This is a genomic window from Collinsella aerofaciens, from assembly GCF_015548375.1.
In the GTDB taxonomy this organism is placed as follows: domain Bacteria; phylum Actinomycetota; class Coriobacteriia; order Coriobacteriales; family Coriobacteriaceae; genus Collinsella; species Collinsella aerofaciens_AB.
The window spans coordinates 22,540-38,631 of record NZ_JADMWW010000003.1; the positions used below are offsets into that span (position 1 = coordinate 22,540).

Genomic DNA, 16,092 nt, shown 5'->3' on the forward strand with positions numbered 1-16,092 from the left:
CGAAAGGACACCATGCCTCAGACTTACACTTTCGCCTCGTGGAACGTCAACGGCCTGCGCGCCGTGCTCAAAAAGGACCCGAGCTTTATCCAGATCGCGCAAGAACTCGACGTCGATATCCTGGCGCTGCAAGAGACCAAGCTGCAAGAAGGCCAGGTTGATATTGACCTGCCCGGCTATCACCAAACCTGGAGCTACGCCGAGCGTAAAGGCTATTCGGGCACTGCGGTCTTTAGCCGCCAGGAACCGCTGCGCGTGCTGCACGCCGACGCGCTGCTACCCTACGCCGGCGAGGGCGAGGCGACCGTACTCGTCGCCCAAGCCGCAACCGAGGGCCGCGTCTGTGCGCTCGAGTTCGACAAGTTTTGGTTTGTGGATGTCTACACGCCCAACGCGCAAAACGAACTCGCGCGCATCGATGTGCGCATGGCCTGGGACGATGCCTACCGCGGCTTTTTGAGCGCGCTTGAGCGCGAGACCGGCAAGCCCGTCGTAACTTGCGGCGACTTTAACGTGGCACACGAGGAGATCGACCTTAAGAACCCCAAGTCCAACCGCGGCAACGCCGGCTTTTCGGACGAAGAACGCGGCAAGTTTACCGAGCTGCTCAACGCCGGGTTTACCGATACCTGGCGCGCGGCAAACCCCGACGTCGAGGGCGTCTACAGCTGGTGGAGCTACCGCTTTAATGCCCGCAAGAACAACGCAGGCTGGCGCATCGACTACTTCCTGGTAAGCGACGCAATCGCCGACAACGTACGCGACACCGGTATCCGCGGCGACATCTTTGGCAGTGACCACTGCCCCGTCACCCTCACGCTAGAGCTCTAGCCCCAAGTAATTCCTGGGGGACGGAGGAAAACAGATCATGTGACCCCTCTCCCCCTATAAGCTGCGGTGGAATAGTTCCTGTTTGGGCAGCAAATAGCCAAAAACGAGAACTATTCCACCGCAAGTTCGCGAGGAAACGCGAAATGCCTTACAGCCCGTATTTCACGACGACACGGTTAATGCGACGGCACCAAGGCTTGTACAGGGCGGCCAAAAACACGCAGGTCGCAAGGCCGTGCGTAATATCGAACGGCACTGCCGTGGCAAGACGCGCCACGGCACCCGCCCAAGTAAGCGGCTGTACAAATCCAATGATGTCATACGCGTTGATCACCACGCCGTACAGCAAACCCGAGGCAAAGCCATACGCCAACAGCGCCGGCATGCGCACGGTTCCATCCGCACGGTCAAACGCACCGGCATGCGCCAGCGCACCGCCAACATAGCCAACCAGGCCCCAGGCATACATCTGCCACGGCGTCCACATGCCCTGTCCAAAAAAGAAATTGCTGGTCAGCGCCGCCAGCGCGCCAACCATAAAACCATTGCGACGGCCAAGCGTCGCCCCCGCGATAATGGCGATAGCGCTCACCGGTTTAAAGTCGGGAATGGGCCCAAACAGGATGCGCCCCGCCGCCGCCAGCGCCGCCAGCACCAGCGTGGGCATAATCTGGCGCAAACCCGGACGAGATGCCTCGTAACCCGCAAAGAACAGTGCAAGCACCAGCGCCACCACAACCAGCATGGCCAACGCCGCCTGCTCAACGCCCGCCTGCAACGCCGCTGCCATCACCGCCGGCACCGCCAACAACAGCGGGATCTCCAGTTTTGTGAGTAAACGCGAGAAACGACAGTCCGTCATCCCATCACGCCCTATAGAACACGTTGTCGGCAAAGAAGTCGGCCGGGGGCTCCATGCAGGCAATCTCGCCGTCAAACATCATGGCGACGTCGTCGGCTACCTGCTCGGCAAAGTCCAAATCGTGCGTAGCCATGATGACGGTGCCGCCAGCCTTCGCATGGTCACGCAGGGGGCGGGCGATGATGCGGCGGCTGAACAGGTCTAGACCCTTGGTGGGCTCATCGAGCAATAGCAGTTCGGGGCCGATCAGCAGCAGCTTTGCCAGGGCAAGCAGCTGGCGCTGTCCGCCCGAGAGGTCGTAAGGGTGGCGCGTCTCCAGGCCGTCCAATCCCAGTTGCGCCGCACGCTCCCGCGCCAAGTTCTCGTCATATCCGCAGGTCGAGGCCCATTCCATCAGCTCGTCGCGCACCGTCTCGGCAACCAGCAGGGCCTTGGGGTTCTGCGGCAGCAGCGCAGCCGAGGCCGCCCCGCGCACCATACGACCACGCTGCAGCTTGGCAGTCTTGGCCAGCACCGAAAGCATCGTCGACTTGCCGCAGCCGTTACCGCCCACAACCGCATGCACCGCGCCAGTCGAAAACGACGCATCGAGCCCGCGCAGCACCCAGCCGGACGCTCGATCGTAGCGAAACCAGCCTTCCGACAGGATGGTAGCCGACCCGCCGTGCATTTTTTGGAGTATTCTGCTTCCATCCGTGCGCGGGAAGGCTTCCGAGCCGTTCTCGAGCGACGTTTGCGCCACAAATTCGGACGATTTGTCCAATTCTGAACTTTTTTTCGCGCTCGATACGTCCCCGGGCGGCTCCAGAGAGCCCAAATTGTCCTCGCGCCTGCTGAATACTCCTTTATTTGCACATCGGATGGCACCCCACCCCAACATGTCATCGGAAAACAGCGATTCTCGGCGTCCCAAAGAAGCCATATCCGCCACCTCGCGCACGCGACCGTTCTCAATCCGGTACGCACACGTCGCGTATTCGAGCATTGGGCGCGGCTGATGCGTCGCCACAACAACCGTGCAGCCCAGCTCGCGATTCACACGAAACAGCGCGTGCAGGAAATTCTTCTCCGCAACCGGATCAAGCTGAGACGTGGGCTCGTCGAGCAGCAGCACGCGCGGGCGCAGCGTCAGAACGGCAGCCAACGACAGCAACTGTTTGCGACCGCCCGAAAGCGTGTCAGTATCGCGGTGAAGCCAATCTTCCAGCCCAAAGAAATAGCTGGTCTCAGCTACGCGACGGCGCATCTCATCACGCGCTAGCCCCAAGTTTTCCAGGCCAAACGCCATCTCGTGCCACACGGTTTCGCACACGATCTGGTTCTCGGGATCCTGGAACACATAGCCCACGCGCTCCGCCGATGCCCGCACATCCATGTCGGCGACGTTCTCGCCCAGCACGCGCAGTTCGCCAGTGCGCTCGCCCGCCGGAGCGATCTCGGGTTTGAGCAGCGACAGCAGCGTCGACTTGCCCGAACCGGTACCGCCAACAAGCAGTGCAAACGCACCTTGGGAAACACGCCAATCAAGCCCCTCGAGCACCGGTGCCTCGGCCCCGGGATAGGCAAAACTAAGGCCTCGCACCTCAATCGCCGGCGCGGCCGAGCCATATACCACACCCGCCGCCGAGCTCCTATCCAACCGAGCCATCAGCCAAACCTCTTCTCATCAATCGCGTGCGACGCGCAAGGCAGCATCATCCAGGCAGCGTACACGACATAGCCCAGCCACGGCGCCGGCACCGATAGTTGCGGGTAAAACGAATACTGCATCGTCGCAGTCCACGCCACTGCCGTCGTGGCCATGCCAAACAGCGCAAGTCCAACCAGCGCGGCAACATCGCCGCGCCCCAGCCGATACCGCGCATACGTCGTTCGACGCGTCGCGGCGCCCCACCCACGGGAGCGCATGGCGTCCGCGCGCTCCAGCGAATCTTCCATGCCCCAGCCCATCAACACGCTCGACGCCCGCAGGCGCGATCGCACGGGATCGGTGGGCGCGCGACCCGGCACATCAATCGCATCCTGCACCGCCAGCACCGTACGGCCGCGGCGCAAAAACTGCGGGATAAGCCTCATGCACATCGAGATCATGAGCGCGATCACCGGTGCGGCGTTACCCAAAAGCGCGAGCACCTTGTCGTATTCGAGCATCGACGCCGCGGCCTCAAACCACAGCACGCTCGCCACAAACAGCCCGCCCATGCACAGGCCGTATACCATGCTCTCCAGATACACCGCGCGCATGCCAATACGGAACAGCTCCGTCGAGCCCGAGGCACTAAACAGTGGATTGACCAGCGCGATAATCAAAATCACCGGCAGCTGCCAGCGAAGTGCGCCCAGCGTGCGGGCAGCCCCACGCGTCGCAAATCCATACGCCAACCCGCCCGCAAGTGACAGCGCAATCAGCACCGGCTGCATCGAGAACATGGTGAGCCCCAGCGTCAGCACTATATAGAGCGCCGGCACAGCTGGATGCGACATCGAGAATGCCGCGACGGGCTCGCCGCCAAACTCCTCTCGTATGTTGTCCACGGGCACCCCCGTCCCCTCGCTCAAACGACAGCTCCGCAGCACCGCCGCCATGCACGGCCAGCGCAAACGCCACGCCGGCGGCGCAAGCCTCAACCGCCGCAATCCAATCGTTACGCGCTCAACATATGCCTGCGGTATCATATTGCGCCGTGTATCGTTTCCAAGCACACGTCTCTATAACGTAACAGGAGATCACATGGACGCAACCGCAATTATCCTCGCTGCCGGCGAGGGCACCCGCATGAAGTCGAACCACTGCAAGGTTTCGCACAAGATCCTGGGTAAGCCCATGGTCCAGTGGATCGTCGACGCTACCATCAAGGCCGGCTGCAGCCGCGTCGTGGTCGTCATCGGCAGCCACGCCGACGAGATGCGCGCCCTTATCGACGGCACCTACGCCAACAGCGCCACCAAGGTCGAGTGCGTCGAGCAGACCGAGCGCCTGGGCACCGGCCACGCCGTGAAGGTCGCGCTCGAGGCCTGCGGCATCACGCAAGGCCCCGTCGTCGTGCTCAACGGCGACTTGCCGCTCATCACCGCCGACACCGTCGCCAAGTTCGCGCAGACCGTCGCCACCGGCGAACTCGCCTGCACCGTCATGACCATGACCCCGCCTGATCCCTTCGGCTACGGCCGCATCAAGCTGGGCGCCGATGGTCAGATCGAGCGCATCATCGAGCAGAAGGACTGCACGCCCGAGCAGGCCGCCACGCTGCTCGAGTGCAACGCCGGCTGCTACGCCTTCGACGGCGCGCAGCTCGCCGCCCACATCAACGAGATCGGCAACGACAACGCGCAGTCCGAGTACTACCTGCCCGACATGCTCGAGATCCTCAAAGGCCACGCCCAAGCCGTCTCCATCTTCCACTGCGACGACTACCGCGACGGCCTGGGCGTCAACAGCCGCATTCAGCTCGCGCAGCTCACCGCCATCGCGCGCGACCGCATCAACGAGCACTGGATGGCCGAGGGCGTCACGTTCATCGACCCCACGCAGGCCTGGATCGGCCCCGACGCCACCATCGGCCGCGACACCGTCGTGTGGCCGCAGACGCACCTGATCGGCCACGTCACCGTGGGCGAGGAGTGCCAGCTCGGCCCCAACAGCCGCCTCACCGACACCACCGTCGGCAGCGGCTGCACCATCGATGAAACCATCGCCGTCGAGGCCGTCATCGAGAACGGCGTCGACTGCGGCCCGCGCGCCTACCTGCGCCCGGGCACCCATATGCTCGATGGCTCCAAGGCCGGCACGCACGTGGAGATCAAGAAGTCCACGATCGGCGAGGGCTCCAAGGTGCCGCACCTGTCCTACATCGGCGATACCACCATGGGCTCCGGCGTCAACGTGGGCGCGGGCTCCATCACCTGCAACTACGATGGCGTACACAAGCACAAGACCGTCATCGGCAAGGATGCCTTCATCGGCTCCGACACCATGATGGTCGCGCCCGCCCAGATTGGCGACGGCGCGCTTGTGGCCGCCGGCTCCGTCATCACCGAGCCGGTCCCGGCTGACGCACTCGGCCTGGGCCGTGCCCGCCAGATAAATATTGAGGGCTGGGCCGCCGATTATCGCCGCCGTCTGCACGAGGACGACGAGGTATAACGTTTTACCAAGCATCTAAGGAGCTGTTCCCATGGGGGGCGGCTCCTTTTTTCTATCGTGACCTGCGCGACAGGATGAGTGGTCGGTTCGTGTCCGTTGACGGTAAAGACGTTATCAAGACCCGATTAACCCCGTCGCGCGGTTACAATGCAACAAGGCATCTATATGGCATTCGATATAAAGGAGAAGGGTAATGCCGATTAATGATCCCGAGAAGTCGGAGAATATGCGCAAGTCCATCCGCGTGTATTCCGGTTCCTCCAACCGTCCCCTCGCTCAGAAGATCGCTGAGTACCTTGGGGTCGAGCTTTCGGGCCTTACGCTAAAGCAGTTCGCCAACGGTGAGATTTACGCCCGCTACGACGAGACCGTCCGCGGCGCCGACGTCTTCCTGATTCAGTCCGTGGCCGGCGGCAACGTCAATGACATGCTCATGGAGCTGCTCATCGCCACCGACGCTGCCAAGCGCGCATCCGCCCGCTCCATCACCGCCGTTATCACCCACTACGGCTATGCCCGCCAGGACCGCAAGGCCGGCCCGCGCGAGCCCATCACCGCCCGCCTCGTCGCCAACCTGCTCGAGCGCGCCGGCGTCAACCGCATCATCACCCTCGACCTGCACCAGGGCCAGATTCAGGGCTTCTTCGATATCCCGGTTAACCACCTGTCCGCGCTGCCGCTGTTTGGCCAGTACTACAACGACATGCACTTCGACACCGACAACCTGGTTGTCGTCTCCCCCGATGTGGGCCGCGCCAAGGCCGCCAAGAAGCTGTCCGACATGCTCGGCTGCGACCTGGCCATCGCCCACAAGGGCCGTCCGCGCCACAACGCCGCCGAGGTCATGGGCATCATCGGTGACATCAAGGGCAAGACCTGCATCATCAACGACGACATGATCGACACCGCTGGCACCCTGTGCGCCAACGTCAAGGAGCTCAAGGCTATGGGCGCCGGCGACATCTACGTATGCGCCACCCACGGCATCTTCTCCGGTCCGGCCATCGAGCGTCTGAACGACGCCCCGATCGTCGAGTGCCTCGTCACCGACGCCATTCCCGTCGAGGTCGGCGGCAAGATCAAGACCATCTCGGTCGCCGAGGAGTTCGCTCAGGCCATCTCCGCCGTTTACCACGAGGAGCCCGTCTCCACGCTCGTCGGCGGCGACTTCGCGCTGTAATCCAGCGTGCATCTCATCATCTTTGGTGTTTTTAAAGGGTCGGAAGCTCGCTTCCGACCCTTTTTCTACCCCTCGACAACCTTCCCTGGACAATTAGTTCAGATACGTATTTTTTTAAAGCTCCAAAGGCCGTTCTGAGCCTTCTGAGCTCCCCGGCGAACGCCATACTGCCCAAAGCTCATCGCTTTCGAGTACGACCGCCGCATATTTACCCTCAAATCGCCCTCGAAAGCCCTTAGAAACGCCTCGAACGCCCGCCGTCTTATACGTATCTGAACTAACTGTCCAGTAGCTATCGTCAACCTTCGCGGCAGAGCTCAATTTCCTGCAATCCCCTCAACCGATTCCACCGATTTCATAACACCCAGCCGTTCATGGCGCGCAGCGCCCCGCTGAGCGAAAAGAACGGTATGGCGGTCGCATTCTGCCGCCAACTTAGTACGTTATAGCTATGATGACCGTGATTTCACATTTCTCCGCCCTCCGCGCAATTCGTCGCGCACGACGGGCGTACTCTGCCCTACCCTGGGACTCCGTTGATAGCGAACAGCAAGCACAGGCCTTGGCTGGCTGCATTCCCAACAATGACGCGATAGACTTTGGCGCACTTTCGATACTCGACGCCTGGAATGAAGATGATTCCGAACTGCTCGATCTTCTCGTTTCAAACGAAGACAACAGGCGCCCCGACAAGCGACTTCTTCAGCATATTCTCTCCGCTCCGCTTCCTGAAGGTGCAATTATGCACGTCGAGGCCGACATCTACGCTACGTCTCCTGCCATGACAGCCATGCTTTGTTCCAAGAATGAATCAGTCGCCAAAACCTTGATGCTACTCATGGAACTGCTCGGAACCTACTCCCTTCCCCCCGGGGCAACATACCCCATTGCCTATGACGCCATCTGGCCCAAGGGCGATGACTGCGCAGCGACGAGCGATCTTGATTGCCTGGGCGACCAGTCGGCGACCGAACAACAGAACGAGACCCGCTACGAACAGGCACACTACAAATGCGAGCCCGCCACAACTATCGAAGAGCTCGAGGCGGTCGCACGCTTCGCCAAAAGTAGCTCATATACCTCGTTTCGCACGGCAGTCAATCTCGCCCGACCCGGATCTGCATCCCCAGCCGAATCCCTAATGTTTGCCGTTCTCGGAGCGCCCATGCGCTTTGGCGGATTCGGATGTTGCAGCCTGCCCATGGGAGGCCTGCTACTCAACTATCGAATCGACTTCGACACTCTTGCGGTCAACATGTCCTCCGGCATCCCTTACGCCATCTGCGACCTATATTGCCCGGCCGCCGGAGTCGACAACGAATACAACGGAATTGGGCATGAGCTTCAAAACGCTCGCATCCACGATGGCAATCGAAATAATGGCCTCAAGGCAATGGGCATCCACGTCCTGGTTATCAATCGCGACCAAATGAAAGACCTTGTTGCACTCGAAGCCTTCGCCCAAACGATGCATCGACTCGCGGGAGTCCGATTTCGATACCGTATCAAGGGCTATCGCAAGCGTCAGACCGCTTGGCTCAACGCCCTGCGGGCCGGAATCGGCCTTGCGCCGGTCTAAACGGCGAATCACCCGTGCACCGTCGAGCAGGGCTGGACAGTTAGTTCAAATACGTATAAATGGACACATTGAATTAGGCTGTTTTGCAGTTATCTCTATACCATTCGCCCGATTTGAAGGCAGGGTAGACTTCAAAACAGCGTCATATGGACTAACTAAAGCTCCAAAACAACGTATCGGCATTGAATCGAGCAATTCGAGTTCTCAGAACTTATACGTATCCGAACTAACTGTCCACCTCGATTTCGACGGCCGTCCAAACGCCCTCAAATAACCTCAATTGCCCTCCATTTGACAGCAGCAACAGGGTCGCTCACCATAGCAGGCGACAAATCAACGAAAGGATGAACATGGCAGCTGCACAGCCGCTTAAGATTCGCATGGTTGCCGGACTTGGCAACCCTGGCGAGGAGTATGCCGAGACCCGTCACAACGCTGGTTTCAAAGCAATCGACGAGCTGGCCCGTCAGGCCGGCGTCACGTACTGGAAAAACCAAGCAGGCGCCGAGGTCGCGCTCATCAACATCAACGATCCCGAGGAAGAGGGCGGCAAGCGCCAGATTGTACTGGTCAAGCCGCAGTCGTACATGAACACCTCGGGCGGGCCCATCTCCAAACTCTGCCGCGAGTACAAGATCAAGGCCGAGGAGCTGCTCGTCATCCACGACGAGCTCGATATTCCCGCCGGCGACGTGCGTGTTAAGGTGGGCGGCGGCCATGCCGGTCACAACGGCTTGCGTTCCATCATCGACAAGATGGGCAGCCGCGACTTCAGCCGCATCCGCACCGGCATCGGCAACCCTCCCGGCAAGATGGCCGTCGCCGACTACGTGCTCAAGCAGCTGCGCGCCCGCGAGGCCGAGGATTTCCAGGACACCTGCGCCCGCGCGGCCGACGCCGCCGGCCTGGCGATCGTGCACGGCGTGGTCTATGCCCGCGACCATGTCAACGGCGCCGCCTCCGCCAACGGCAAGCACTAAAACCTATCATTTAGGAACAGGTTTATTTTGGCAGGTTTTACCTGCGGAAACGCCCCAGTTGCGGCATCGCAATCAACCGCGCGCCGACATACATGCACAGCATCCCAAAGGGGGCCTGCCTCATCACAACCCGAGGCCGGCCCCATTTGCCGTTTTACCTGATAAAACCGACCAAAATAAACCTCTCCCCCTTTGGTAGGCCAAAGTGGATAAACCCTGCTCCCAACCGCCGAAGACACACGTAAGTGACATGTCCATGAGGGTATAATTTGCACCGTATGTCTGCACAACGCCTGTGCGCGTACGGTTTTATTCGGGCTACCGTCCATTTCCGTGGAGGCACGGTTCGGCGGCCCTAACAAGAGAGGGGTTCTATGTATAAGATCCTGGAGAAGACGCAGTTCTCGGAGAAGGTGTTCAAGTTCCGCATCGAGGCGCCTGCAATCGCCAAGCATGCGCACGCTGGACAGTTCCTCATGGTTCGCGCCAACGAGACGGGCGAGCGCGTCCCGTTTACCCTGGCCGGCTGGAACGGTGACGAGGGCTGGGTCGAGTTCATCTTCATGGTGATCGGCAAGACCACCGAGATGCTTTCCACCTACGAGGCCGGCGAGTCGCTGCGCGACGTCGTGGGCCCGCTGGGCGTTCCCACCGAGATGGCCGAGGGCCCCTGCGCCGTCATTGGCGGCGGCGTTGGCCTGGCAATTGCCTTCCCGGTCGCCAAGCACCTGGTCGAGACCGGCCACGAGGTGCACGCCATCATGGGCGCCCGCACCAAGGACCTCCTGCTCATGGAGGACCAGTTCCGCGAGCTCCTCGACGAGGACCACATCCACATCACTACCGACGACGGTTCCTACGGCGAGCAGGGCGTTGTAACCGCTCCGCTGGAGCGCCTGCTGCAGGACAAGGCCGTGAGCCAGGTCTTCTGCGTCGGCCCCGTTCCGATGATGAAGTTCTCGACCCTCACCGCCCAGAAGTACGACACCCCCATCACCGCGTCGCTCAACCCCATCATGGTTGACGGCACCGGTATGTGCGGCTGCTGCCGCGTCGAGGTGGGCGGCGTGACCAAGTTCGCTTGCGTCGACGGCCCCGACTTCGATGCCACCCTGGTCGACTGGGATGACCTTCGTGCCCGCCAGGCCGCTTACCGTTCCGAAGAGGGCGAGTCCCTCAAGGCCTATGAGGAAAAGAGCTGCGCATGCCACTAGTTAACGGTCGTTTCGTTGCCGATATGAAGTCGCCCCGTACCCCCGATAACGAGGAGCCGGCTGCCGAGCGCGCCTGCGACTTCCGCCCCGTCGACAAGGGCTTCACCGAGGAGATGGCGCTGGCCGAGGCCGAGCGCTGCCTCAACTGCAAGAAGCCGTTCTGTGTTGAGGGCTGCCCCGTCAACATCAACATCCCCCGCTTTATCGAGCAGATCCGCGAGAAGGACTTCGGCGGCGCTCTCGATACCATCCGCGAGGACTCCATGCTTCCCGCCATCTGCGGCCGTGTCTGCCCGCAGGAGAACCAGTGCGAGGGCAAGTGCATCCGTGGTAAGAAATCCGAGCCCGTGGCCATCGGCCAGCTCGAGCGCTTCCTGGGTGACCGCCCCGAGCTCGCCTCCACGCCCAAGATGGCCCCCAAGAACGGCAAGAAGGTCGCCGTCGTCGGCTCTGGCCCGTCCGGCATCACCTGCGCCGGCGAGCTCGCCCGCAACGGCTTTGACGTCACCGTCTTTGAGGCCTTCTTCACCGGCGGCGGCGTGCTGGTCTACGGCATCCCCGAGTTCCGTCTGCCCAAGGCAGTCGTCAAGCGCGAGATCGACGGCCTGAAGGACATGGGCGTCAAGTTTGAGTACAACTCCGTCGTGGGCAACATGGCCACGGCCGAGGAGCTGTTCGAGCAGGGCTTCGACGCCATCTACGTGGCGACCGGCGCTGGCCTGCCCAAGTTCCTCAACGTCCCCGGCGAGAACCTGCCCAACGTCTTCTTCGCAAACGAGTACCTCACCCGCGTGAACCTGATGAAGGCCAACAAGTTCCCCGAGTACGACACCCCCACCAAGCACGGCAAGAACGTCGTCGTCTTTGGTGGCGGCAACGTGGCTATGGACGCCGTCCGTACCGCCAAGCGCCTGGGCGCCGAGCACGCCATCATCGCCTATCGTCGTACCGAGGACGAGATGCCCTGCCGTCGCGCCGAGCTGCACCATGCCAAGGCCGAGGGCGTCGAGGTTCTGCCGCTCGTTTCCCCGCTCGAGTTTGTCGCTGGCGAGGACGGCTCCGTGTGCGCCGTCAAGGTCCAGAAGATGGAGCTCGGCGAGCCCGACGAGTCCGGCCGTCGTCGCCCGGTGCCCATCGAGGGCGCCATCGAGGAGATTCCCTGCGACGTCGCAATCTCGGCTATCGGTACCAACGCCAACCCCTTCGCAAAGAAGATCGGCGGCAAGATGGAGCTCAACAAGTGGGGCTACATCATCGCCGACGAGGAGACCGGCCAGACCACCGATCCCCGCATCTGGGCCGGCGGCGACATCGTCACCGGTGCCGCTACGGTCATTCTGGCGATGGGCGCCGGCAAGAAGGCCGCCGCTTCCATCACCAAGAGCCTGCTGGGCGAGTAATCACCCTCAACGCTAGCCATCAAACGGCAAAGTCCCCGTCGAGCACACGCCCGGCGGGGACTTTTTCTATGCCGATCGCCCTACCACCGCAAAGGTGCCTGTCCCCTTTGTGGTGGTTTCAACTGGTTAGCCTTCGAGTTGGGCCACCTTGTAGCGGTAGGCTGCGGCGATGACGTCCTTGCAGCCTTCGCGGCCCAGCTTGGCGCGGTTGACGACGATGTCTTTACCGCTCGTCATCTTCCACTTGCCGGCGCTATAGCGCTTATAGAACGCCTCGCGCGCCTTCTGCTGCTGTTTGACCAGCTTGGCGCCCTTCTTTTTGTTAAGGCCACGCTTCTTGCGCACAATCTCGACGCGGTCCTCAAAGGGTGCGGTCACCAACACGGCAATGTGGTTGGGATTGTTGCGCAGCAGGTAATCGGACAGACGGCCTTCGATAATGCAGCTCTCGGTCTCGCCCAGATCCAAAATCACCTGGCTCATCTTTTGGAACAACTTATCCGAGTACGAACGCGCATCGTAGCGGTCGGGCAGAAACGCCATGTTCTCCACGGCCAGACGCTCATCATAGGCGGCCATCTTATCGAGCGACTCGCCCGCGCGCAGCGACGCACGTACCAGCAGCTCGTTATCGTACAGCGGAATCCCCAACTCGTCGGCAAGCATGCGGCCAATCTCGTGGCCCTCGGCGCCAAAGTCGCGCGCGATGGTAATGACCACAGGATTCTTCTTATTCTCCAGATCGCTCATCGCGATTCCTTTCTCTATGTGACAAAGGGGCTGTCCCTTTGCCACATTCTACGCTGCCACCATTCGCCTCTGATATGCGCGGACCAGCAGCGAGATACCAAAGTTGAGCACAAAGTACATCGCAAACACCAGGCCGTAGAGCATAAGCACCTGCGACAGATCGATCGCGTGGGCCATCACGACGTTTGCCGCGTACATGAGCTCGGCCACGTTAATGCCCGAAAGATACGAGCTGTCCTTAATGACGGTCGTGCACTGGCTAAACAGCGCCGGAATGATCGTCTTAAACGTCTGAGGCAGAATGATGTAGCGCATGGTGGCAAAGAAACCGAAGCCCTGGCTCTGCGCTGCCTCAAACTGGCCGCGCGGAATCGAGTTGAGGCCGCCGCGCACAATCTCGGCCATAACAGCGCTAGTAAACAGCGTAAAGGCGATGGTCGAAATCACAATGTCCAAACCCTGCACCGTAAAGTAGATAAACAGAATCCACAGCAGGTTCGGCGTGCAACGGAACAACTCGATATAGGCGCTCACCAAAATACGGAATGGGCGGGGCGCATAGCTTTTAACGAGCGCCAGCACCGTGCCAAAGATGAGCGAGAAAAAGATCGACAGCGCCGAGATCTCGATGGTCTTAACAAAGCCGCCCCAAATGTAGAGCAGGTTGGTCGCGTTGAAGATTTCCATGCGCTAGGCCTCCTCTACGTTGTCGAGCCCCAGCTCGGCCAAGCTCACGCCGCGCGGACGCTCCTTGGAGCGACGCTCGAGCCACTGCACCAGCATGGCAAGCGGAAAGCAGATAATGAAGTACATAAGGCAGCAGACGATGTATCCCTGCAGGTAACCGTACAGACTCACAAAGTTGTCGGAACGGTACATAAGGTCGCCGCCGGCCACGAGCGCCAGCACCGACGTGTTCTTGACCAGGTTGAGCGCCTGGTTACACAGCGGCGGCAGAATGATCTTGAACGTCTGGGGTAGCACGATGTACCAGTACGCCTGCGCACGGGTGAAGCCCTGGCTCTGGGCCGCCTCCATCTGACCGCGCGGAACCGCCTCGATACCAGTGCGGATGACCTCCGAAATGTAGGCCGCGTGATACAGGCCCACACCCAAGAAGCCCAGCACGAACGGCGCGATGCGCACCGGCTGGTCGGCACCGGTTATGGCCTGCAAAAACTGCGGACCGGCCATGTACATAAAGAGCACCTGCACGGGCAACGGGGTGTTCTGGTAAAACTCCACGTACACGCGGCTTATGGCGCGCAGCACGCGCGAACGGGTGGTAGAGAACACGCCCAGCAGCGTGCCCAGCACCAGCGACAGCAGCAGACCGGCAACGACCACCTGCAGCGTCACGCCAAAGCCCTCCCAGAAGGGCCCCATGTTTTGAAATGTCGTCGACCAGCGGTCGGCGTCAAACAATCCTTCGAGCATTTGATTCCTTCCTTGGACGATGCGCCTATACAAGACCCCAGGTCTTGACCTCTTGGTCGAGCCAGCCATCGGCCAGGCGATCGCAAATCACCTGATCGACCACGGCCGAAAGGTCGCAGCCCTTCTTGGTCGCCACGCCGTAGCCCTGCTCGCCAAACTTGACCTCGGGCTGCAGCAGCTCAACGGTCTCGTTCATGTAACCGGCCAGCGTGGAGCGGTCCATGGCAAAGACGTCGATATTGCCAGCGTCGAGCGAACTCTTGATGATGGGGTAGCCACTAAAGGCCCTAAACTCGGGCTTGCAGCTAAAGCCGTTGTCCTTGATCATCTGCTCGATCAGGCTCTGCGTGGTGGCGCCCTGGCTCACGCCAATGACCTTACCGTCCAGGTCCTCAATCGAGGTAAAGCCCGAACGCTTCTTGACCATGAGTCCCACGTAGTCGGTGCGGTACGGCGTCGAGAAATCCCAGCTCTTCTTGCGCTCGTCGGTGATGGTGTAGGTCGCCGCGACCACGTCGAGTTGGCCGTTATCGATCAGCGGGCCGCGCGTCTTGGGCGTTACGTCGGTAAACTCGACTAGCTCCTGGGCGCGGGCCTCCTTGTAGCTCACGCCAAAGACGGCAGCGGCGATCTGGTAGCACAAATCGACTTCCATGCCCTCAAAGCGGCCCTTGGCGGTGTCGTAATAGCCATAGCCGGGAACGTCCTTCTTAACGCCGGCATTTAGATGGCCACGCGACTTGATGGCCGCAAGCTTGGACCCCTTGTCGGAGCCCTCGCCGCTGGTGGAGTTGCCGCAACCGGTAAGCGCGGTCCCCGTCAGCGCAAGCATGCCGGCGCCAGCCAGCTGCAAAAAGCGGCGGCGCGTCACGGTCGCCCTCGTCATATCCGTCATGTCCATCACCGCGCCTAGTGCAGAATCTTGGACAGGAACTCGCGGCAGCGCGGGTTCTCGGGGTTATCAAAGAAGTGCTCGGGCGTGCCCTCCTCCAGAATGCGGCCGTCCTCCATAAAGATGACGCGGTCGGCCACCTGGCGCGCAAAGCCCATCTCGTGCGTCACGCAGATCATGGTGATGTCCTCCTGCGCGAGCTCAATCATAACGTCCAGAACCTCCTGGACCATCTCGGGATCGAGCGCCGAGGTCGGCTCGTCAAACAGGATGATGGGCTGCTTGGTGCACAGGGCACGGGCGATGGCGATGCGCTGCTGCTGACCGCCCGAGAGATTCTGCGGATACTCGCCGGCCTTATGCGCCATGCCGACGCGTTTGAGCGCGGCGATGGCGATCTCGGTCGCCTCCTCCTTGCTCTTCTTTTGCAGCTTGATGGGCGCGAGCGTCAGATTACCCAGCACCGTCATGTTGGGATACAGGTTGAACTGCTGAAACACCATGGAGCTATACTTGCGAGCCATCTCCAGGTGATTCTTTTTGGTGAGCGGCGTGCCGTCGATGACGACCTCGCCCGACGTTGGCTCCTCCAGATAATCGACGCAACGGATGAGCGTCGACTTACCCGAGCCGGAAGGCCCGATCATTACGAGCTTCTCGCCGCGCTTGACGGTGAGGTTGATATCTTTGAGCACATGCAGGTCGCCAAAGTACTTGTTGAGATGCTTGATCTCGATCATGTCTGCCATGAATGTCCCTTCCCTGCGTTTACACGAGTTGAACTATTGTACGGAAAGAACCACGTTTCCGCAGCCCACACTAC

15 protein-coding genes are annotated in these 16,092 nt (G+C 60.9%); 7 read left to right on the plus strand and 8 right to left on the minus strand.

Annotated features, from left to right (window positions below; all coding sequences use genetic code 11):
• Positions 1-12 precede the first annotated feature (12 nt).
• The gene (locus tag I1969_RS02210) at positions 13-831 is read left to right on the plus strand and encodes an exodeoxyribonuclease III (RefSeq protein WP_195232502.1); all 819 of its coding nucleotides are present in this window, start codon (positions 13-15) and stop codon (positions 829-831) included.
• Between the two features lie 148 nt (positions 832-979).
• On the opposite strand, the gene I1969_RS02215 is transcribed toward I1969_RS02210, so the two are convergent.
• The 3 genes from I1969_RS02215 to I1969_RS02225 form a co-directional block, all read right to left on the minus strand.
• A complete protein-coding gene (locus tag I1969_RS02215) occupies positions 980-1,621 on the minus strand; it encodes a DUF6580 family putative transport protein (RefSeq protein WP_229028206.1) in 642 nt (213 codons plus the stop codon).
• A 76-nt stretch (positions 1,622-1,697) separates the two neighbouring features.
• Entirely contained in the window at positions 1,698-3,341 is a 1,644-nt protein-coding gene (locus I1969_RS02220; protein WP_195232513.1) for an ABC transporter ATP-binding protein, read from the minus strand.
• Entirely contained in the window at positions 3,341-4,228 is an 888-nt protein-coding gene (locus tag I1969_RS02225) for an energy-coupling factor transporter transmembrane component T (protein ID WP_271747959.1), read from the minus strand. The genes I1969_RS02220 and I1969_RS02225 overlap by 1 nt, the downstream gene beginning before the upstream one ends.
• Positions 4,229-4,424: 196 nt before the next feature.
• Here I1969_RS02225 and glmU point away from each other — a divergent pair, with 196 nt between their 5' ends.
• The 6 genes from glmU to gltA all read left to right on the plus strand — a co-directional run bounded on the left by glmU (position 4,425) and on the right by gltA (position 12,190).
• Positions 4,425-5,837, plus strand: coding sequence for a bifunctional UDP-N-acetylglucosamine diphosphorylase/glucosamine-1-phosphate N-acetyltransferase GlmU (gene glmU / locus I1969_RS02230; protein ID WP_195232517.1), 1,413 nt, complete (start codon positions 4,425-4,427; stop codon positions 5,835-5,837).
• Between the two features lie 193 nt (positions 5,838-6,030).
• Positions 6,031-7,017, plus strand: a complete 987-nt coding sequence (locus I1969_RS02235) for a ribose-phosphate diphosphokinase (protein ID WP_022094252.1) — start codon at positions 6,031-6,033, stop codon at positions 7,015-7,017.
• 451 nt (positions 7,018-7,468) lie between these two features.
• On the plus strand, positions 7,469-8,596 hold the full coding sequence (locus I1969_RS02240; protein ID WP_229028207.1) for an endonuclease domain-containing protein: 1,128 nt from the start codon (positions 7,469-7,471) through the stop codon (positions 8,594-8,596).
• A gap of 350 nt (positions 8,597-8,946) precedes the next feature.
• Positions 8,947-9,576, plus strand: a complete 630-nt coding sequence (gene pth / locus I1969_RS02245) for an aminoacyl-tRNA hydrolase (RefSeq protein ID WP_006235792.1) — start codon at positions 8,947-8,949, stop codon at positions 9,574-9,576.
• 374 nt (positions 9,577-9,950) lie between these two features.
• A complete protein-coding gene (locus I1969_RS02250) occupies positions 9,951-10,790 on the plus strand; it encodes a sulfide/dihydroorotate dehydrogenase-like FAD/NAD-binding protein (RefSeq protein WP_006235793.1) in 840 nt (279 codons plus the stop codon).
• Positions 10,781-12,190, plus strand: a complete 1,410-nt coding sequence (gene gltA / locus I1969_RS02255; protein WP_195232519.1) for an NADPH-dependent glutamate synthase — start codon at positions 10,781-10,783, stop codon at positions 12,188-12,190. The genes I1969_RS02250 and gltA overlap by 10 nt, the downstream gene beginning before the upstream one ends.
• A 126-nt stretch (positions 12,191-12,316) precedes the next feature.
• Here gltA and I1969_RS02260 read toward each other — a convergent pair whose 3' ends face one another.
• Genes I1969_RS02260 through I1969_RS02280 form a run of 5 tightly spaced genes read right to left on the minus strand, consistent with a single transcriptional unit; the run spans position 12,317 to position 16,018 of the window.
• Entirely contained in the window at positions 12,317-12,940 is a 624-nt protein-coding gene (locus tag I1969_RS02260; RefSeq protein WP_055251542.1) for a cytidylate kinase-like family protein, read from the minus strand.
• A gap of 48 nt (positions 12,941-12,988) precedes the next feature.
• Entirely contained in the window at positions 12,989-13,627 is a 639-nt protein-coding gene (locus I1969_RS02265) for an amino acid ABC transporter permease (protein ID WP_055310278.1), read from the minus strand.
• Between the two features lie 3 nt (positions 13,628-13,630).
• A complete protein-coding gene (locus I1969_RS02270; protein WP_035136546.1) occupies positions 13,631-14,377 on the minus strand; it encodes an amino acid ABC transporter permease in 747 nt (248 codons plus the stop codon).
• 25 nt (positions 14,378-14,402) lie between these two features.
• The gene (locus tag I1969_RS02275) at positions 14,403-15,278 is read right to left on the minus strand and encodes a transporter substrate-binding domain-containing protein (protein WP_195232521.1); all 876 of its coding nucleotides are present in this window, start codon (positions 15,276-15,278) and stop codon (positions 14,403-14,405) included.
• A gap of 8 nt (positions 15,279-15,286) precedes the next feature.
• Complete coding sequence (locus tag I1969_RS02280; RefSeq protein WP_022094215.1) at positions 15,287-16,018, minus strand: amino acid ABC transporter ATP-binding protein; 732 nt, start codon at positions 16,016-16,018, stop codon at positions 15,287-15,289.
• Positions 16,019-16,092: the final 74 nt, after the last annotated feature.